Here is an 18,619-nt window from a genome sequence, read left to right on the forward strand (position 1 = left end):
AAACCAAATAAATTAAACAATGAAAAAAACATTATTCCATTTTTTTATGCTTCTACTATTTTGTAGCGGTTACTCTCAAAAAAATATTTGGGAAAAAACAACTGAAAGCGAGGTGAGTACATATTTAAAAGTGACTAGAAATTCTATGCCTACAGCCTTTCAACTGTATAAATTAAACCTCTCTGATTTAAAAGAAAAATTATCAGCTGCGCCAAATGATTTGTCAAGACAAACGTCGAATGTAATCCTTACGTTTCCAGTTTCAAACGGGGTATTAAACCAATTTCGCATTTATGAATCACCAGTTATGGAAGATGGTTTAGCAATTAAATTCCCTGATATTAAAACCTATTTAGGAAAAGGTATTGATGATCCTACGGCAACAATGAGATTTAGTATAACTGAATTTGGATTGCATGCTATGATTTTGTCTGGTAGTTCTGGAACAACTTACATTGATACATATACTTCTGATTTAAAAAACTATATTGTTTATAACAGATCCAATTTACTTAGAACAAATGGTTTCGAATGTGGGTTTGATGAAATGAATCATGATATTTTTAAATCTGAAATGAATGATGAATTAAATAGAGCTAGTGATGGAAATTTTAGAGTGTATAGATTAGCAATGGCTTGTACAGGTGAATATGCTGCCTTTCATGGAGGTACAGTTGCAGGAGCTCAAGCGGCAATAGTGGTTACAGTGAATAGAGTTAACAGTATATATGAAAGGGATTTTGCTGCTAGGTTAACCTTGGTAGCAAATAACAATTTGATAATTTATACTGATGGAACTACCGATCCTTACACGAATAATAGTGGAGGAGCTATGTTAGGAGAGAATCAAAGTAATGTTACTAGCGTTATTGGAACAGCTAATTATGATATTGGACATGTAGTAAGTACTAACGGAGGTGGAGTAGCTGGGCTAGGAGTAGTTTGTAATAATACTCAAAAAGCAAGAGGTGTTACTGGAACTAGTTCACCTGTAGGAGATCCTTTTGATATTGATTATGTAGCTCATGAGATTGGGCATCAATTTGGTTGTAACCATACTTTTAATGGAAGTAGCGGAAGTTGCGGTGGTGGTAACAGAAATAATGCTACAGCTGTAGAACCAGGAAGCGGAACCACAATAATGGCATATGCAGGTATTTGTTCTCCTCAAAATGTTCAATCAAATTCCGATGCACATTTTAGTTTTATAAGCATAGCAGAAGCCAATACAAGAACTTTGTTAGGAACTAGTTGTGCAAATACTACAGCTAATGGTAATTTTGCACCAGTTGTAAATGCAGGACCAGATTACGTCATTCCAAGAGGAACAGCATTTATATTGAAAGGTAGTGCAACAGATGCAAATGGAGATGCATTAACCTATTGTTGGGAACAAACCAATACACAAATATCAGTTCAGCCTCCTCAGCAAACTGCTACATCTGGACCGAATTTTAGATCTAGATTGCCTGTAACTTCTCCTGAAAGATATATGCCAAGAATACAAGATGTAGTAAATAACAATTTAGCACCCACATGGGAAGTTGTGCCAAATGTAGCAAGAACAATGAATTTTGCGCTAACAGTTAGGGATAATAGGGCTCCAAATGGAGGTCAAACAGGGATTGATGAAATGGTTGTAACAACAGCATCAGTTGGTCCTTTTTTAGTAAATATACCAAATACAGCAGTTTCTTGGGCTGTAGGAACAAATCAAAATGTAACTTGGGATGTTGCAGGCACTGATGCAAATGGTATCAATGCTTCTTATGTTGATATATTACTTTCTACAGATGGGGGAATTACCTACCCAATTCTTTTAGCAAGTAAGGTGCCTAATGATGGTTCAGAAATCATTACAGTTCCAAATAATCCTGGAAGTCAAAATAGAATAATGGTTAGAGGATATAATCATATTTTTTATGATATTTCTAATACTAATTTTACCATTACCACAGCACCTTCTTCTTTTTCAGTTGCTTTTTCAGGTGTAGCCGGAACACAGAATATTTATAATTGTTCCGGAGCGACTGTAAATTTCGATATTAATTACACTACATATGGTGGTTTTAATTCAAACACTACATTTAGTATTTCAGGTAATCCAGCAGGTTCAACCGTTACATTTACTCCTAATACAATGAATGCTACCGGAGTTGTTACACTTACTCTAGGCAATTTAGATGCAGTTGCTGGAGGGGATTATCAAATTATTGTGAGTGCTACTTCAGGTGCAATAACTAAAACAGTTCCCTTTTATTTGTCACTAGGTATCAACCCAGTTCTACTAACAAGTCCTGTTAATAATGCGAACGGTCAAAATACATCGTTAGCCTTAAATTGGGATATTAATCCTAATGCAACTTCTTATGATGTTCAGGTAGCAACAGATAATATATTTACAACTATTGTAAGTTCTGGGAATGCGACTACAAACTCTTATAGTGTTAGTGGTTTATCTCAAGGCACAAGTTACTTTTGGAGAGTATTACCTAAAAACGCTACTTGTACAGGTGTTTTTGGAAGTCCTTTCCGTTTTACTACAGGTACTATTTCTTGTGCTTCAACTTCTTCATCTAATGTACCAGTAGCCATTTCGTCGTCAGGTACACCTACGATTACATCTACTTTAAATATTCCATCAGGGGGAACTATAGCAGATGTAAATATAACGATGAATGTTACTCATACTTGGATAAATGATTTAACAGCTACTTTAACCAGCCCTTCAGGAACTGTCGTTCAATTGTTTTCTAGAGAATGTAACCCTAATGCAAGTGTTAATAATGTAGTTGCCACTTTTGATGATTCTGGTGTTGCTATTGTTTGTGGAAATAATCCAGGAATATCTGGAACGGTAATACCAAGAGAATCTTTATCTGCATTTAACGGTCAAAGTTCAACAGGTACTTGGACCTTGACTATTTCAGATGCTTTTAATCAAGACGGAGGTAGCTTGAACAGTTGGAGCTTAAACGTATGTACCGTTCAACCCCTAGCTTCGGAAAGTTTTGATTTTGAAAACTTTGCTTTATATCCTAATCCTAATAATGGAAACTTTACCGTTATATTACTATCTAGATCATCTAATGATATAGCAATAGATGTTTATGATATGAGTGGAAGGCAAGTGTATCAAAAATCCTTTTCTAATACAGGTAATTTTAATCAAGACATTACTCTAAATAAAATACAATCAGGTGTTTATTTAGTTGCTATTTCTGATGGAACAGCTAGAACTGTTAAAAGAATGATTATTGAATAAGGTTTTTTATTCTTTGAATACTAAAAAGCCCTTTGTTAAAGCATAGGGCTTTTTTATTGAAAAGTTACGTTTATTGAAGTGATTTTGTGTGTAGTATTGCTAATTTCAAAATCAAATTGTAATAGATAAACACCTTCTTTGATACTTAAGGATAATTTGCCTTTTTCAATGAGATAGTACCCTGCTTCTCCTTTACAGAAACAATGTTTACCAAAAAGGATATGCTTTTCCTTAAGTTCAGTATTTTTTAATTCTAAATTGTCTTTTGCATGTTCAAAAGGGATTAGTATTTCTTCAGTATAATTACCGTCTACAGCATCATTAATTTCTTGCTTGTTATACGTATATTTAATTAAAGAAAAGATATTATCATCTTCAAGTGTATAAGAAATACCATTTATTTCATCCCTTTGAATAATTATTTTTTTATTTTTAAGTATTGAAACTGTACAATTTCCTTCTGAGGGGCAATTTTTAAAGTTTTGTTTAGCAACAATGCCGTTTTTGTTTATATCAGGATGTATTTCGTTGTTTTTAATTGGACAACAAAACATAAATAACACACAAAAAATAATACTTATAATTGCTTTCATTATATTTTTAATTATCTCATATAAAGATAATTAAAAATAAATTATTTACCATTAAAGGTATTCATTGTATTGTTTAAACCTGCTAAAGCAAAGGATTTAATAATTTCTGTAGCTACTTCCAATCTTTCTTTTAATTTTTCTTTTTCTTCTTCGCTCCATTCTCCAAGAACATAATTTACTTGTTGTCCTTTCTTAAAAGTATCACTTATACCAAAACGAAATCTTGGATATTCAGTTGTGTTTAAAAGCAATTGTATGTTTTTTAGTCCATTATGTCCGCCATCACTTCCTTTACTCTTGATACGAATTGTTCCAAATGGTAAATTTAAATCATCAGTAATTACCAAAATATTTTCTTTAGGAATGTTTTCTTTTTCCATCCAATATTTAACCGCTTTTCCACTCAAATTCATGTAGGTATTTGGTTTTAATAAAAACAATGAGCGGCCTTTTATTTTTACTTCAGCAACATCACCTAATTTTACGGTTTGAAAACCACAGCTTTCTTGGTTAGCCATATAATCTAACACTTTAAAACCAATGTTATGACGTGTGTTAACATATTCCAACCCAATATTTCCTAAACCTACTATTAAAAACTTTTTCATAGAATCTATATTCGTATCATTTGTTTTGAAAATTCTTTTTAGCCATTTCATGTTGTAATTTATTTGTTTTAAAATGCCCTTTTTATTTCCATATGTTCGTACAACAAAAATAATTTCTTTTAACCAGTATACAAAGAATTGTGTCTGACTTTACCATTCTAATACCATATTAAAATAAAAAAGCACCAGTAAAACTGATGCTTTTGAAAATATAAATAATTTAAAATTATTTTTTCTTTTTGTCTCCAGCTTTTGCAGCTTTTGCAGCTTCTTGAGCAGCTTTCATCGCAGCACGAGAAATTCTTACTTGACAAACAACTGTATTGTCTGGGTGCATTAATTTAAAATTATCTGTTTTAATTTTTGTAACATATAATTTATTACCCATTTCAAGTGGAGTGATGTCAGCTTCAACGAAGTCAGGTAAATTTTTTGGTAATGCTTTTACTTTCAAACGACGTTGGTTTAAACGTAATACACCTCCAGCCATAACACCAGGAGATTTTCCTACTACTTTCACAGGAACTTCCATAACGATTTCTTTGTCATCGTTTAATTGGAAGAAGTCAATGTGTAAAATTTTGTCAGAAACTGGGTGGAATTGAATGTCTTGTAAGATAACATCCATTTTTTTACCTTCTAATTCAACTACAACAGTGTGTGCGTTTGGAGTGTACACCAATTCTTTGAATGCTCTTTCATCTGCTGTAAAATGCACTGGTTGATTTCCTCCGTAGATAACGCAAGGAACCATTCCAGCATCACGTACGGCTTTAGTTGCTTTTTTGCCTACGTTTTCTCTTTCTGATCCTTTAATCGTAATTGATTTCATTGTTAAAATATATATAATTAATTAAAATTCAATAAATTATAAGGTAAATTACATTAAGAATTTACCACTTATAGAGTTGTTGTTTTGTACCATATGCATAACTTCTGCAAATAAATTGGCACAAGAGACCACTCTTATTTTTTTTGATTCTTTCTGTAAAGGAATAGAATCGGTTACAATTAATTCTAGTAATTTAGAATTCTCTATTTTTTCATATGCGCTACCTGATAAAATGGCATGAGTACAAATAGCTCTAACACTTAATGCGCCTCTTTCCATCATTACGTCAGCTGCTTTAGCTAATGTTCCTCCAGTATCAATCATATCGTCTACAAGAATAACATTTCTTCCTGTAACATCACCAATTAGTTCCATCGTGTCTATTACATTAGCTTTTTTGCGTTGCTTGTAACAAACTACTACATCCGATTCTAAAAACTTAGAGTATGCATAGGCTCTTTTAGAACCACCCATATCCGGTGAAGCTATAGTTAAGTTTTCCAAATTCAAACTTTTTACATAGGGTAAAAAGATGGTTGATGCGAACAAATGATCTACTGGTTTTTCAAAAAAACCTTGTATTTGATCGGCATGTAAATCCATAGTCATGATACGCGTAGCACCAGCTGTTTCTAATAGCTTAGCTACCAATTTTGCTCCTATTGGAACTCTTGGTTTGTCTTTTCTATCTTGTCTTGCCCAACCAAAATAAGGAATTACTGCAGTAATATGACGTGCAGAAGCTCTTTTTGCTGCATCAATCATCAATAGCAATTCCATTAAATTGTCTGAACTAGGAAAAGTAGAACAAACAAGAAAAACGCGTAGACCTCTTATTGACTCTTCAAATGAAGGTTGGAATTCTCCGTCACTATATTTTGAGAACGTAACTTTACCTAGTGGAACACCATAGCTTTCTGCTATTTTTTCCGCTAAGTACACACTCTGAGAACATGCAAATATTTTTGCTTCAGGCTCGTTGTATGACATCTTAAATTGTTGTTTAGTAGTTGTTTAGTGTTGTGTTGTATTAACGAGGTGCAAATTTAGAAATAAATTTGGACTCTGAAAGTAAATTTTCAAGTATTTTAGTTTAGTTTTTTGAAAAATTAATTACATTTGCACTCTCGAAAACAAAAAAATCTAATTTTAGATTTGTTTTATTGCCTTGGTGGCGGAATTGGTAGACGCGCACGACTCAAACTCGTGTTCTTCGGAGTGTGGGTTCGATTCCCACCCAAGGTACTAAAAGCTTCAACATTTGTTGAAGCTTTTTTATTTTAAAATCTCTTTATTTACTCTTCCTGAAGCTATCCATGATGATATAACTCCTAAGGGTATAATGGTTCCAATAACTAATAGGATGTTGGTTAATTTAAATTGTACTGGGTAGGCTATACTGGAAGTAATCATTAAAACTGAAAACTGCTGTTGAATTACAATTAGAAGTGTTCCTATTACTAATCCAAACAAAAGTCCAAATAAAGTAATGATAATGCCTTGTATGAAAAAGACATTTCTTATCTCTTGAAAGGTTAGTCCAATATTATAAAGAGTATTGATATTTTCCTTTTTATCGATAATTATCATAACAATAGCACCAGCTAAACAGAAAAGTGTTAAGATGACAATTAAGGTGCTAAATAAATAAATGAATAAATTTTCTGAATTTAACATCTTATATAAGGAGTCATTTAGTTGTGCTTTTGTTTTAATAATTACCTTGTCTTTAAAAATCTTCTTTAATTCTATAACAACAGTTTCTTCTGATGCGTTAAGGGATGTTTTAAACTCAAGGCTGCTGATTTGGTTACTTTTGAAATCAAATAATTTTCGAGCCAATTGAATGTCGCAATAAACATATTTCCCATCAATATCCTCATTTATATTAAACATGCCTACTGGTTGTAAGGCAATAATATTAAAAGCATTTTCACTTTTTTCAATAAGTCCCTTACCTGGTTTTGGGGCATAGGCATCTAAGGTGTTTTGGTAATCAAATAATCCTAAAGAAAGTTTTCTAGCAATTTCACTTCCAATTATTGCTTGATTGGAATTAGGACTTATCCAATTACCAATATATACGTAATCACTAGTTTTAGTTACTTTACTAAAAACACTATCAACGCCTTTAATTGTGGCTATTTGTTCTTTGTTGTCATATTGAAAGAGAACTCTATCCTCTATTATTTTGCTAAAAAAGGTAATGGATTTGTTGCTTTTTAGTTGCGATTCTTCTTCTTTGGTTAGAATAAAGGATTTTCCAATACGGGGTTCAATTTTGAAATCAGGGTCTGAAGAATTACTATAACTTAAGGTAAATTCTCTTAACCCACTAAATATAGATAAGAATACAAATAAAGACATCGCGCTTGCAACAATAGCTATAGATGAAATTATAGTTATAGTATTAATTGCTGAATTTTTACTAAAACTAACAGCGTATCTTTTGGCTATGTAAAATGGTAAATTCAAGCTTACGATTTCTTTCTTTTGTCTAAAAGATCTGGATTTAGTACAGGATTCTCTTTCCCGCTTAAAGCATTGTCAATTTTTTCAATGTAATCCAAGCTATCATCTATATAGAAAATAAGATTAGGTACTTTTCTTAATTGATTTTTTACTCTTTGAGATAAATCATGTTTGATTAAAGGAGTGTTTGTTTTAATTGCATTTAAGATTTCACCTGCTTTGTCAGTAGGAAAAACACTCAAAAACACTTTAGCAATAGATAAATCAGAAGTAACGTTTACTTTAGATACCGAAATAACTAAATTGGTAATTCCATTTTTTCTTATCTCTCCTTGCAATATATCTACCAGATCATTTTGGAGTAATGCACCTATTTTTTTTTGTCGATTCGTTTCCATGTTGCAAAAATAAGCAATAAAGTAGAAACTTTGCTTTATTTGTTATTTTGAAACGTATCTTTTTCAGATTTTTTCATAGATGATTCGATGGCAAATATTAAATGTTTGCAGAAAGTCTTATATCTTTGTTGAATAGAAAAATGAAAAATTGTTAGAATGAAAAAAATTGAACATATAGGAATTGCAGTTAAAGATTTACAGGTTTCAAACAAAATTTATGAAAAATTGTTAGGAGTTCCTTCTTATAAAGAAGAAGAGGTTGTAACTGAAGGTGTGAAAACTTCTTTTTTTCAAGTGGGTCCAAATAAAATAGAATTGTTAGAAGCTACAAACGAGAATAGTCCTATTGCGAAATTTATTGAAAAAAGAGGCGAAGGAATTCATCATATTGCTTTTGATGTGGAAGATATTTTAGAAGAAATGGAACGATTAAAGCAAGAAGGTTTTGTTTTGTTAAACGAAAAACCTAAAAAAGGAGCTGATAATAAGTGGGTCGCATTTTTACATCCTAAAGAAACAAATGGAGTTTTGGTTGAGCTTTGTCAAGAGATAAAATAAAATAATAAAAAATGTTGCAACGAAAAAAAAATAGTAGTAATATTGCATCCTCAAAATAAAGTCTTAGACTTTGTTTGTTGTAACAACATAAAAGTCGTAAACAACTGGTCCTATAGCTCAGTTGGTTAGAGCACCTGACTCATAATCAGGTGGTCCCTGGTTCGAGCCCAGGTGGGACCACGTAAAATTAGCCTTAACCCCTATAAACAAGGGTTTAAGGCTTTTTTGTTTTTAAATTTAGCCGACAATTAGCCGACAATTGATAAATTATTTAATTTTCCAACCTACTCTATAGAAGTTTTCAACCTCTTTAATAAAAAATTGATGTTGTACTTCTTTGTGTCTTTTAAATAATATTTTTAGCTTCCATTGATTAAGCTCATCAAAATCTAGCCATACTGCAATTATTTTTTTTGCTTTCTCATATTTAACCACATGAAGTTCTCTTTTTTTGTACAATGGATTGTACAACTGTATGTTTTCATCCAGCTTTGGAGTTAGCTGTTTGAAAATTTGATAAATTTTATTTAATTCATCATCATTCATTTTTTCTTTTTATGCAAAATTCGTATTTTTAAAGTAATTAAAAATACTCTTATGAAAGATAGAATAAAAAAAGACATCGAAAAATACAAAAAGGAGAATGATAAAATAAAGGAATTAGCCAAAAAGGACATAGATAAATTTAAAAAAGACATTGGTTCAAATGAAGACAACAAAAAAGGAATGTAATTATTTTACATTCCTTTTTTAATGATGACTTAGTAATCGTATTATAGAATTTCTTTACTAAATATATTGTACTTTAATTCACCAAGTGGAATTGATTGATACCTATGTTTGTCGAAATAAGCATAACTATTCTTATAATCTAGTGCATCTTTTTCAACTTTCATGGTTGCATCTGCATCAAACTGAGAAGCTGAACCACCACGCATTTTTCCATCTTGAGTTCTCTGATAAATCACAAAGAATAATTTTCCGTTGTAACGCTTTCTTATATCTTTATCTAAGTCTATGCCGTTATACAATTTTCCAAAACTGTCAATAAAAACAATTTCGTAATTATCAATAATTTCATAGAGCTTTAATGGATTTTCAGGTAATGAACCCATTGTGTGTACTTTGTCTTTGTTTTCTTCACTTAGGTATTCATCTCTTTTTCCAGTAAACAAACTTGAATCAGGATGCTCTTCTAATGATAAAAACAAAGGATTATATCCAGCAGATGCCACCATATTAATAATTTGAAACAACAAACGTGTTTTTCCTGCGCCTTGTGGAGCATCAATGGTTATTACAATACTTTCACTAGGCTTTACTTCTAAATCTCCTAAAAACTCTCCTAATGGTCCATAGAAGTCAAAATAATTAGCATTTCCATTACTACCGCAATCTGCCATAGATTTAACATAAGGGTTTGTTGGTCTATCTCTAACTTGTTTTCTTTCTACTGTTGGTGTTATTCTTGGTTCAGGTATCTGCACTTCTTTATTCTCAATTGATATTTCACTATTTCTTACCTGAACAGGATTATTCTCAATAACAGGAATTATAGGTGTTGGAATTATTGGATTAAATGTTTGTGCAATATTTTGATTTGGAATAATTATTGTTTCTACTGGAGAATTTTCAATTTCATCGATATCAATTGAACTATTTAAGCCTTTTTTTTTTACCTTGATAACATTACCTGTTTTCTCTTGAAATTTATAACCTTTATGAAGTTTTCCATTTTTATCAATCCCTGAACACTTAATTCTATTTGTGCATAATGATCGGGGCGAACTTAAACCAAATTGAAAAACATCAACTTTTTCAGTTGGCTTTTTAATGTATTCATTAAGTGCAGAAATTGCCTTTTCAGAAACATCATAAAATCGATTTTCTTTTGAAAGGTGAGTTCTATTCTTTTTTATACTATTTAATAGCGTTTGTGCTTTTTTTACATCAGGCATTGTACCTTGAAAAGAAACAAACCGTTTCATTAAATTAATTATTGGAGATACCTTTCTTCCAGATGCATATTCTTCTATTTCACTGAAAAGAGTTTTATCAGTAAAATTAATTTTTACATCTTGTTGTTTTGGTTCGGCATAATCTTTATAAATAGTAGTGATTTTTTTAAGTACTTTATTAAACAAATCGGCATCTTCAGAAGTTTTTCTAACTTTTCTTTCAATTGCAGCTTTGTTGAATGCATTGTAAAGAAGTTGAATTTTTCTAAATGGATGATAAATTTCGTCTTGATTAATCATGTTGAAAAACCTTTTGATTAATAGAAATTCAAAAGAGTAGTTATCAACTTCTTTTTGCTCTACTGTTTTGGTAATTTTCTTTTTAGAAGTTGTTTTTGAACTATTATTTTCTTTGATTTTGTTGTCTTTTGAAATTTCTTCATTAAAAAAATTAACGTCAGGATATCTTTCTTTTAAAATTTTACCAAGCGTCTTTTTAGTAAAATAAAAATCCAATTCTAAAGACTTAATATTTTGAAGTTCTTCAATTGAAATATACCCTGCTTCAGACATTTCAATATCACCATTAAGAATTACATATCCGAAAAAGCTATCTTCTTTTGGTTCATAGTCCAAAATAAACCAATGACTTTGTCCATGAAAATAATGCGCCATTACTATACTATCATGAAGTGGCTTGTTCTGTCTTTTAAGTGCGGATTTGAAGTCGTTTTCTAATTCAGAAATTAGATTAATAAAAAAATCTTTTTCTTCTGAATCTTCATAACCTTTTAATACCTTTTGTTGATTTAAAGGCATAACATTTTTTAAATATTTTGTATTATCTAATGCCTTGCCAATTGTAATTTTTTCGGCTAATTTTAAGTGTTTTTCGTTTATCTCAATTTCATCATCATCAGTATTTAAAATTTCATAATTTGCCGAACTATGTTCTTTAATAACTTTTATAATTGTTCCAAAAGCACCTTTTTCGGAACCCGAAACAATTTCTACATAATCTCCTTTTTTAAATAATGGAGTATACTTTGACTTTTTAGCTACTTTTTTTCTTACATCATCATAAAGTTTCGTCATTTTATTTGCTTCAGCAATAGTTAGGACTAAACCATCATATTTTTCAGCTATTTTTTCTGCATTTTGTTTTTCATCATTCGAGAATGTATAAGCAAAATTTTGATTGTCGGTAAATGAATAACCGCTATCAATGGTCTTTTTCGTTAAATAATTGCCGTCTTTATAGATTACAAATATTTCTTTTTCTTTTTTTGAGGTAGGCAACAATGCATTTATTTTTTTAAAAAATAAATCTACAGTCTCTTTTATATCATCATCATCGTTGTAAAATTCAACAATTTCGTCAATATCTTCTTTTAGATTAGTAATTTCTTTAGGTAATTCTTTCCAATTAATTGACCCTTTTTGGCTTCGGTAATTTGAAATTGTTATCATATTTTTTGGTTAAATGGTTATACTATGCTATTAATTTTAATTTAATTTTCAAAGCTTTGGCTTTTGCCTTTGCTAGTCTTAATCTTCTATCTTTATCAATTGGTATACTTTGTGACTTATTTTCAATACCAGGAATGCTACAACTTGTGTGATCGATATCACTAAATTTATAACTCATAAGATAATTTAACGAAGAAAAATCTTTTACTCTATCGGAAAGCTCACCGCCCTTAATTGAGTATTTCTTTTTATCCTCAATAATTTTATCCATTAATTTTTCTTGAAATTCTACTGTATTAATATTTTCAAGTTCAGTAGCTGTTAAAAGCAATTCTTTTTGAATTTCATCTTTTATAATTTCTAAATCTGTATTTTCAGAATAACCTCTTAATTCAAATATTGTTCGTTTGATTTTTAGATACTGAGAAAGCGTTTCTTTATACTTCTCTAATTGATAATTAGTGAGTTTATGAACTATTCTACTGTATTGCATATTAACGGTAATTAGTTCTTTATCATCATAATTTTGAGTAATATTATTAATGCTATCATAAAGGCTTTGATACTTCTCAATTATGTTTTGTTTTTCCTTTGTAAAACTCTCTAACTCATAGTTTCCAATTTCATTAAAACTTAAATCATCAAAAAGAATAAGACTTTTAAAAGATGCTTTTTTCTCTAAAATTGATTTATGAAAATGAGTACGGAAACTTTCTAAGTTTTGTTTTAAAGAAGTATAATTTTCTAAATCTTTAAAATTATTATTCAGCACTATTACTTTTCTTCTCAAATCTGCATCAATTTGTTTCAATTGATAACGTAGTAAAACGCCCAAATCTGTAACCAATGCAAACTTAACTTCATTAGGGTCTAAGGATTCCTCGTCTAACACATTTCCTCTATCAGATTTGGACCATAAATCATTAATTCGTGAGGTCTTTTCTTCTAATTTTTGGAAAACAAAGACATCCATAGAATTTTCCATTAAAGGCATAACTATACGTACGTATCCAAATTCATTTTTTTGTCTCCAAACTCTACCCTCTAATTGCCTTAAATCAGTTGGATTCCAATTTGGATAAAGATTATACAGAACAGTAGATTTTTTTTGTAGGTTTAACCCCTCTTTAATTGTTGAAGTTCCAATAATTATTTTACAAACTCCCTCGTTAAATGCTGCTTTAATTTTTTCTTTATTGGCTTGGGTAATACCCGAAGTGATAAATTCTACTTCATCAACCTTTTGTTTCGGATTTGACTTTAAAGAAACGCCTTTTTTATAACCTAATTCTTTCTCGAGATATTCTTTTATATATGGAAAAAATTGCTTTCCTCTATCGATATAAATAACTTGACCTGAAACTGGCTCGTTTCTTTTTTCATGCCATTGTTTTACTGTTTTGATACATTCCAAAGTATATTTTATCTTAGGACTGTTTTCAATAAAATCTAAATAATCTTTTGGAGTGCCACTATATAAAAATGGTGACAAAGCATTATTTAATGATTGAGACATTAAACGTAATAGTTTGCCTGGATCATCTTGTGAAGCTCCTTCTGAAGCTTCTGAATTAATTCTTCGTTGATTAGCTTCCTGAATAGGATTCATTTTAAGATAAGTAAGCAGCTGCTTATCCTTTGTGAGTTTCTTTACCAATCCATCGTCTGTAATAATTGAAGTTTTAGGTAAATTAATTTTGCATGGTCTTGGAATGTTTGCTTCTTCTCCAGTTTTAAAATTAATATGTGAATTAATTAATTTTTGAAGCGATATCCTATTGTTAAATGACTTGACAACATTTTTTTGTTGAATTTCACCATCAACACCTACTGCATCTTCTGTGGTTTCTGAAATATATTGTTCAAAAAAGGTTCTAATGTTGTAGATACCCCATGATTTCATATAGTCATAAGCAACAAAAGATAACATTGAGTAAATTTCTAATGGACTATTTGTAAATGGTGTAGCGGTAAGTAGCATTACATTTCTTCCATAAGTTCTTTGAATGTAATTACATAAAAAGAATAGTTTAATTCCTCTATTTGAGGGTTGCCCACCTCTAATATGAAATTGTTTACCGGATTGCTTATCTGCTTTTACTTCTGAAAAAACATTTTTGAAATTATGTGCTTCATCAACAACTATATAATCAAAACCTAGTGTTTCAATATCTGCAATAGTTTCTTTATTACCAACTCCAATGATTTCTCTTAATTTTTCATTTTCTTTTTCAGCATCTCTTTCAGATTTATCATCGTTTTGCGATAAGATGTTAGCAAGTTCTTGAAAATGTTCATCAGAAGTTTCTTTACTAAAACCAATCTTTTGTAAACCCTCATAGGTAACTAATGTAATTGACCTTTCAGGAACTTTCTTTTCTAAATCAATATGAGAATAATCAGAGCCTAAATTGTACCATTCATTAATAGTAATGCCTGTACCTGTTAAAATACCCTCTTTACCGTCAATTCCAATAATTTCAGCAATCCAATTTTTGTAAGTAGGATTTGGAACTGCAACAATAGGTCTTTTGCATTTACCTGTGTTTAATGCATTTGCCATTTCGATAATTGCTGTAATTGTTTTTCCTACTCCAACATCATAAGCGACAATTCCTGAACCAACTAATTCTAAGAAAGCAATGCCCTCTCTTTGAGCATCACGAATGGAAAGTGGTAATCCATTAAAAAGTTTAGAAACCTGAAAAGCTACTGGTATTTTATGATATTGTAAAGGCGCAATCGCATTAAATTTGGAATTGTATTCTGCATCTAATCTTACTTGGTCTCTATACTCCAATCCAGTATGTAAGAAAATCTTAAATAACCTTTCACCCTCATCTCGAGTAATTTTTTTAATGGACTTCCATTCAATCTCATCTATTCTTCTTGGTTTAGATTCATTGTTAAGATAGTAGTTTATTATCTCGAGAGAACGAGTATTATTAAACATATCATCAGGTAAAGCTCTTAACCAATCCTTAAAAGCTTCTTGTAGTGTTTCAGGTTCTCTAAGTACAATATCTTTAATAGAATTAACAACGAAAGACTTTGCAGTCTCACCAATTGCCAAAAAAACAGGTCTTTCACTTACAACGGGGTTTGTAATTGAAAGGACTTTAGGTTTTAGCTTTTCTAATACTTCCAAATGATTATTGTAAGTAGAGATTCCATAATTTGAAACTATCTCTTCTTCAATTTTTTTTGTCTTAGCTATTTTTTCATATAAATTTCCAAAAACGAAAACAGGGTAGGGAACAAGCTCTGCTTTATTATTAGAATTATCGACGAATAATATACCTCTTTTGACAAAATCAATAATTTGACTTTTAGTAGGTTCTTGGTAAAAATCACCCCAGTTTTTCATTGGGATTCCCTTTTTATTTCTATACCAAATCCATGCATTTATTTCATCTTTTGAAATGCCAGGATTATGTTTCTCTATTGTTTCATCTAAGGTATAAATAGGTTGTGATACTTTCCCTAAACCAATTGGTTTTAAAATTTTTTCAAAAAACCTTTTATTCTGATCGATAAGTGCTTTTGTAGAAGCTTTAAGTTCACCTTTGTAAATTTTCATTTTGCGATGTGGTTAAATGGTTGCTTTTATAGTAATTTAATTCTCATTTTTATAGCTTTTGCTTTTGCTTTTGCAATTGCTATTCTTTTGGATTTATCGTTAATCATTCCTGTAACTCTCAAAACATCTTCTTTTGTTCCTTTAATCATCTTAGGAAAAAAAATAGACGAAGATTCATACTCTACACCTGCAATTTTTTCAGGATGTAATTCAAAAAACCTATTGTTCGAGGTTATTTCTACAAAATCCATATTATAAACTTTCTTCAATATGAATAAAACATTCTGAGATAGTAAATTGTTCTTGGACCATCATAACAATTATTTTATCTTCAATTTCTTTATATCCATTCTCTGATTGAATAAAATCATAGATTTTTGGAGCGTTTTCCTTAGTTATTAAACCAAGTTCATTTTCAATTGCTTTTCTGATTTTTTCTTGCATCTTATTTCCTTTTAAAAATTAATATATCTGTAGGTACGTCGGTGTTTTTAAAGACTTTTGGTAATCTATAAGCATCAACAAATTCAGCATATTGTCCAATTAGTTTTTTTTCATGCATATAGGTCTTATCATTTCTCATAAAGTTTTGTGCAGTAATAAAAACAAGTAAACCTCCCTTTTTTAATAACTTCATTGATTGAAGCATAAAGAACATTTCTACTTGCTTGATTTTTAAACTAGAAAAATAAGAAGAGTAAAGATTTTTATATTTTCCGTAAGGAGGATTACCAATAACTAAATCAAAAGGATAGTTGTCTAAATTAGTTACTTCATTCTTCAAGACACTTGTATATCGAGGTGCTTTTAAAAATGCTGTTTCAAAATAGTTATTGAAAATTGTAGCTTCAGGAACTCTTTTTTTTGCAATTTGATAGTTTAAATTATCCAATTCAAATGCAGTAATATTTTTTGGATTTTTAATAACTTTTAGAAAATTACCTGTACCACAACTTGGTTCCAAAATTTTACCTTTTGTTTCATTGAAACCGTATCTAATTGCCAGTTGATACATTACTTCACAAATCCATATTGGTGTAAAAAAAGAATAAAGCCTATTTGTGCCATCGTTAGGCTCAAAGGCTTCTAAAATACTTAAATCTTCATTGCTTAATGAAGATTTAGTAAGTATTTCTTTAATTAAAGAATTACTCATGGCGGTGTAGTGGTTAAATGGTTATTCCAAAGGTTGCTCTAAAATATAAGTTTGACCTAAGGCTTCTACGATAATTTCAGTTTTCCAACTTTTCAAATCGGTGAATTCTTCAAAATTAAGCAATTCATTTACAAGGTGCAAATAGTTAGTTTCAATTGTAATATCTTTGATAATAGATGAATTATAAGCTAGTATTTCTATTTGTGTGATATCCGAATTGGCTTCCCCAATTAATACATTATTACGATATACTTTTATCTTTTTTACCGAAACTAAACCTAAAGTATTTATCGAAAAATCATATTGAGTGGTATTGGTAAACTTTACAGAAATATCGAATAGTAACTTAGTTCCTTTAACTCTAACTTTATAAATACTATCGATTTTAAATAGTAAATTATTAATTACTGTTTGATAATCTGCAATCTTTTTGGACCCATATGCAGTGATTAATCCAAAAGCTGCTAAGCCAATTGCTATTTTTGTTTTTGTAGTTAGTTTCATAGTTTTTTTTGAGTTAAAAGATTATATCGTTAAGTGAAAATGTTGTATTTCTCACCAATTGAGTTAAACTTTATTTGTACTTCTTTTGGATAGGGTTGTGAATACTTCTTTACTATCCATAAATCATTCAAAAAAATTACTTCGTCATCGGTCATTTTATCAATGATTCCAATTAACTGTAAATCTGCATCACTATCCGTTATACTTCTAATGTATTCTTTAAGTTGTTTTCTAACTAGATCTGTTTTGATTGATTTTTTATTTGATGCAATAAGTATTCCTCCAATAGCCAATAACCCAACAGGTATTAATATATTTTTCATAATTAAGGTTTAAAAATTAAACTAAAACGATATAATAAGAAAATGATAAACAAAAGACCCAAAAATGCAAAACCTAATAGCCATTTTGGATAGACATTTACTTGTACTTCTCTTTCAACTATTTTTATTGATTGTTGTTTTTTTTGTAGTTTAGAAATACTATCTGTTTGGGTATTGATAGTTTCTTGCATATTAGCTATGGTATATAAGAATTGAGTTTTCTCATCATAAAACATTTTATAACTGTTTTCACCGCTTTTTTTGTAAAAATTAATCGATTTTAAAGCGTTACGATATTTCTCATTACACAAGCTGTCACAGTCTTTACCTTGTCCAGTTTTTAAATCTGGCATATAACTAGAACTACTATCTTTAATTTTTTTAGAAATTTCGACTACTTTTTTTACACTTGTATTATGGACTAAGCTATCAGATTTTTTCTCAATAGTTTTTGTCTCAGTCACTTTTTTGGAACGACAAGATGTGATGCATGATAGAGTGAGTATCATAGCTAAAAAAATAAACCAAAAGGCAAGTGCTTTTTTCATGATTTTCCTATTTTGTTATTACTGCATTGTGAACATTGTTTTTTATAAAGGTCTAGTTCTCCTTTTATTTTTTTATTTTCATCTGAAATCCTTTTGTTTTCTTCCTGCACAGTTTGAATTTGTTTAGTCATTCTTTCAAATTCACTATCCATTCTTTCTCTAAGCTTATCTACAAGGTCGATTGTTTTTTCAGCTGTTGTAATTTTTTCTTGATCACTTTTTGAAACTTCCTGATTGGATAAAGCTTCTATCTTTTTTATTTCTGCTTTTCGACTTTTCCAAGCAATGTAAATTGCAAATATGGTGGTTGAACCAAAAAAATAGTTTAGTATTTGGTGAATATCCATAAACAAA

At 30.1% G+C, this 18,619-nt stretch carries 19 protein-coding genes and 2 tRNA genes; 5 read left to right on the forward strand and 16 right to left on the reverse strand.

Annotation, left to right across the window (positions count from 1 at the left end; all coding sequences use genetic code 11):
* Window positions 1-19 precede the first annotated feature (19 nt).
* Window positions 20-3,265, forward strand: a complete 3,246-nt coding sequence (locus FHG05_RS11135) for a reprolysin-like metallopeptidase (RefSeq protein WP_140998105.1) — start codon at window positions 20-22, stop codon at window positions 3,263-3,265.
* Between the two features lie 53 nt (window positions 3,266-3,318).
* Here the strand turns inward: FHG05_RS11135 and FHG05_RS11140 are convergent, their stop codons facing one another.
* The 4 genes from FHG05_RS11140 to FHG05_RS11155 all read right to left on the reverse strand — a co-directional run bounded on the left by FHG05_RS11140 (window position 3,319) and on the right by FHG05_RS11155 (window position 6,288).
* Window positions 3,319-3,858, reverse strand: a complete 540-nt coding sequence (locus FHG05_RS11140) for a hypothetical protein (protein ID WP_140998106.1) — start codon at window positions 3,856-3,858, stop codon at window positions 3,319-3,321.
* A 41-nt stretch (window positions 3,859-3,899) separates the two neighbouring features.
* Window positions 3,900-4,517 (reverse strand): aminoacyl-tRNA hydrolase, encoded by a 618-nt coding sequence (gene pth / locus FHG05_RS11145; RefSeq protein ID WP_140998107.1) that lies wholly within the window; start codon window positions 4,515-4,517, stop codon window positions 3,900-3,902.
* A gap of 175 nt (window positions 4,518-4,692) precedes the next feature.
* The gene (locus FHG05_RS11150) at window positions 4,693-5,298 is read right to left on the reverse strand and encodes a 50S ribosomal protein L25/general stress protein Ctc (RefSeq protein ID WP_140998108.1); all 606 of its coding nucleotides are present in this window, start codon (window positions 5,296-5,298) and stop codon (window positions 4,693-4,695) included.
* Window positions 5,299-5,346: 48 nt separating this feature from the next.
* A complete protein-coding gene (locus FHG05_RS11155) occupies window positions 5,347-6,288 on the reverse strand; it encodes a ribose-phosphate pyrophosphokinase (RefSeq protein WP_140998109.1) in 942 nt (313 codons plus the stop codon).
* A gap of 175 nt (window positions 6,289-6,463) precedes the next feature.
* On the opposite strand from FHG05_RS11155, the gene FHG05_RS11160 reads away from it, so the two are divergent.
* Window positions 6,464-6,543 (forward strand) — tRNA-Leu (locus FHG05_RS11160).
* A 30-nt stretch (window positions 6,544-6,573) separates the two neighbouring features.
* Here FHG05_RS11160 and FHG05_RS11165 read toward each other — a convergent pair.
* Window positions 6,574-7,773, reverse strand: a complete 1,200-nt coding sequence (locus tag FHG05_RS11165; protein WP_140998110.1) for an ABC transporter permease — start codon at window positions 7,771-7,773, stop codon at window positions 6,574-6,576.
* Between the two features lie 2 nt (window positions 7,774-7,775).
* Complete coding sequence (gene rbfA, locus FHG05_RS11170) at window positions 7,776-8,168, reverse strand: 30S ribosome-binding factor RbfA (RefSeq protein ID WP_140998111.1); 393 nt, start codon at window positions 8,166-8,168, stop codon at window positions 7,776-7,778.
* Between the two features lie 156 nt (window positions 8,169-8,324).
* On the opposite strand from rbfA, the gene mce reads away from it, so the two are divergent.
* Window positions 8,325-8,726: a methylmalonyl-CoA epimerase gene (gene mce / locus FHG05_RS11175; RefSeq protein WP_140998112.1), complete on the forward strand. Its 402-nt coding sequence runs from the start codon at window positions 8,325-8,327 to the stop codon at window positions 8,724-8,726.
* Window positions 8,727-8,832: 106 nt separating this feature from the next.
* Window positions 8,833-8,906, forward strand: a tRNA-Ile gene (locus FHG05_RS11180).
* Window positions 8,907-8,993: 87 nt separating this feature from the next.
* Here the strand turns inward: FHG05_RS11180 and FHG05_RS11185 are convergent.
* Complete coding sequence (locus tag FHG05_RS11185) at window positions 8,994-9,272, reverse strand: hypothetical protein (RefSeq protein WP_140998113.1); 279 nt, start codon at window positions 9,270-9,272, stop codon at window positions 8,994-8,996.
* Between the two features lie 51 nt (window positions 9,273-9,323).
* Here FHG05_RS11185 and FHG05_RS18640 point away from each other — a divergent pair, with 51 nt between their 5' ends.
* Window positions 9,324-9,458 carry a hypothetical protein gene (locus FHG05_RS18640; protein ID WP_262710450.1) on the forward strand — a complete coding sequence of 45 codons (135 nt, stop codon included), beginning with the start codon at window positions 9,324-9,326 and terminating at the stop codon, window positions 9,456-9,458.
* A 41-nt stretch (window positions 9,459-9,499) separates the two neighbouring features.
* Here the strand turns inward: FHG05_RS18640 and FHG05_RS11190 are convergent, their stop codons facing one another.
* Genes FHG05_RS11190 through FHG05_RS11230 form a run of 9 tightly spaced genes read right to left on the reverse strand, consistent with a single transcriptional unit; the run spans window position 9,500 to window position 18,612 of the window.
* On the reverse strand, window positions 9,500-12,154 hold the full coding sequence (locus FHG05_RS11190) for a P-loop NTPase family protein (protein WP_140998114.1): 2,655 nt from the start codon (window positions 12,152-12,154) through the stop codon (window positions 9,500-9,502).
* A gap of 22 nt (window positions 12,155-12,176) precedes the next feature.
* The gene (locus FHG05_RS11195; RefSeq protein ID WP_140998115.1) at window positions 12,177-15,734 is read right to left on the reverse strand and encodes a helicase-related protein; all 3,558 of its coding nucleotides are present in this window, start codon (window positions 15,732-15,734) and stop codon (window positions 12,177-12,179) included.
* Between the two features lie 26 nt (window positions 15,735-15,760).
* Window positions 15,761-15,985: a hypothetical protein gene (locus FHG05_RS11200; RefSeq protein ID WP_140998116.1), complete on the reverse strand. Its 225-nt coding sequence runs from the start codon at window positions 15,983-15,985 to the stop codon at window positions 15,761-15,763.
* A gap of 1 nt (window position 15,986) precedes the next feature.
* Complete coding sequence (locus FHG05_RS11205; protein ID WP_140998117.1) at window positions 15,987-16,178, reverse strand: hypothetical protein; 192 nt, start codon at window positions 16,176-16,178, stop codon at window positions 15,987-15,989.
* A 1-nt stretch (window position 16,179) separates the two neighbouring features.
* Complete coding sequence (locus FHG05_RS11210) at window positions 16,180-16,890, reverse strand: Eco57I restriction-modification methylase domain-containing protein (RefSeq protein ID WP_140998118.1); 711 nt, start codon at window positions 16,888-16,890, stop codon at window positions 16,180-16,182.
* A 21-nt stretch (window positions 16,891-16,911) separates the two neighbouring features.
* Window positions 16,912-17,394, reverse strand: a complete 483-nt coding sequence (locus FHG05_RS11215) for a hypothetical protein (protein WP_140998119.1) — start codon at window positions 17,392-17,394, stop codon at window positions 16,912-16,914.
* Window positions 17,395-17,423: 29 nt separating this feature from the next.
* On the reverse strand, window positions 17,424-17,717 hold the full coding sequence (locus FHG05_RS11220) for a hypothetical protein (protein WP_140998120.1): 294 nt from the start codon (window positions 17,715-17,717) through the stop codon (window positions 17,424-17,426).
* Between the two features lie 2 nt (window positions 17,718-17,719).
* A complete protein-coding gene (locus tag FHG05_RS11225; RefSeq protein WP_140998121.1) occupies window positions 17,720-18,265 on the reverse strand; it encodes a hypothetical protein in 546 nt (181 codons plus the stop codon).
* Window positions 18,262-18,612 (reverse strand): hypothetical protein, encoded by a 351-nt coding sequence (locus FHG05_RS11230; RefSeq protein WP_140998122.1) that lies wholly within the window; start codon window positions 18,610-18,612, stop codon window positions 18,262-18,264. Before FHG05_RS11230 ends, FHG05_RS11225 begins: the two co-directional genes overlap by 4 nt.
* Window positions 18,613-18,619 lie beyond the last annotated feature (7 nt).

Source organism: Flavobacterium profundi (genome assembly GCF_006491645.1).
GTDB lineage: Bacteria > Bacteroidota > Bacteroidia > Flavobacteriales > Flavobacteriaceae > Flavobacterium > Flavobacterium profundi.

Coding starts and splice junctions, on each gene's coding strand:
- FHG05_RS11135 (WP_140998105.1), top strand. CDS start 20: ATGAAAAAAACATTATTCCATTTTTTTATGCTTCTACTATTTTGTAGC.
- FHG05_RS11140 (WP_140998106.1), bottom strand. CDS start 3,858: ATGAAAGCAATTATAAGTATTATTTTTTGTGTGTTATTTATGTTTTGT.
- pth (WP_140998107.1), bottom strand. CDS start 4,517: ATGAAATGGCTAAAAAGAATTTTCAAAACAAATGATACGAATATAGAT.
- FHG05_RS11150 (WP_140998108.1), bottom strand. CDS start 5,298: ATGAAATCAATTACGATTAAAGGATCAGAAAGAGAAAACGTAGGCAAA.
- FHG05_RS11155 (WP_140998109.1), bottom strand. CDS start 6,288: ATGTCATACAACGAGCCTGAAGCAAAAATATTTGCATGTTCTCAGAGT.
- rbfA (WP_140998111.1), bottom strand. CDS start 8,168: ATGGAAACGAATCGACAAAAAAAAATAGGTGCATTACTCCAAAATGAT.
- mce (WP_140998112.1), top strand. CDS start 8,325: ATGAAAAAAATTGAACATATAGGAATTGCAGTTAAAGATTTACAGGTT.
- FHG05_RS11185 (WP_140998113.1), bottom strand. CDS start 9,272: ATGAATGATGATGAATTAAATAAAATTTATCAAATTTTCAAACAGCTA.
- FHG05_RS18640 (WP_262710450.1), top strand. CDS start 9,324: ATGAAAGATAGAATAAAAAAAGACATCGAAAAATACAAAAAGGAGAAT.
- FHG05_RS11190 (WP_140998114.1), bottom strand. CDS start 12,154: ATGATAACAATTTCAAATTACCGAAGCCAAAAAGGGTCAATTAATTGG.
- FHG05_RS11195 (WP_140998115.1), bottom strand. CDS start 15,734: ATGAAAATTTACAAAGGTGAACTTAAAGCTTCTACAAAAGCACTTATC.
- FHG05_RS11200 (WP_140998116.1), bottom strand. CDS start 15,985: ATGGATTTTGTAGAAATAACCTCGAACAATAGGTTTTTTGAATTACAT.
- FHG05_RS11205 (WP_140998117.1), bottom strand. CDS start 16,178: ATGCAAGAAAAAATCAGAAAAGCAATTGAAAATGAACTTGGTTTAATA.
- FHG05_RS11210 (WP_140998118.1), bottom strand. CDS start 16,890: ATGAGTAATTCTTTAATTAAAGAAATACTTACTAAATCTTCATTAAGC.
- FHG05_RS11215 (WP_140998119.1), bottom strand. CDS start 17,394: ATGAAACTAACTACAAAAACAAAAATAGCAATTGGCTTAGCAGCTTTT.
- FHG05_RS11220 (WP_140998120.1), bottom strand. CDS start 17,717: ATGAAAAATATATTAATACCTGTTGGGTTATTGGCTATTGGAGGAATA.
- FHG05_RS11225 (WP_140998121.1), bottom strand. CDS start 18,265: ATGAAAAAAGCACTTGCCTTTTGGTTTATTTTTTTAGCTATGATACTC.
- FHG05_RS11230 (WP_140998122.1), bottom strand. CDS start 18,612: ATGGATATTCACCAAATACTAAACTATTTTTTTGGTTCAACCACCATA.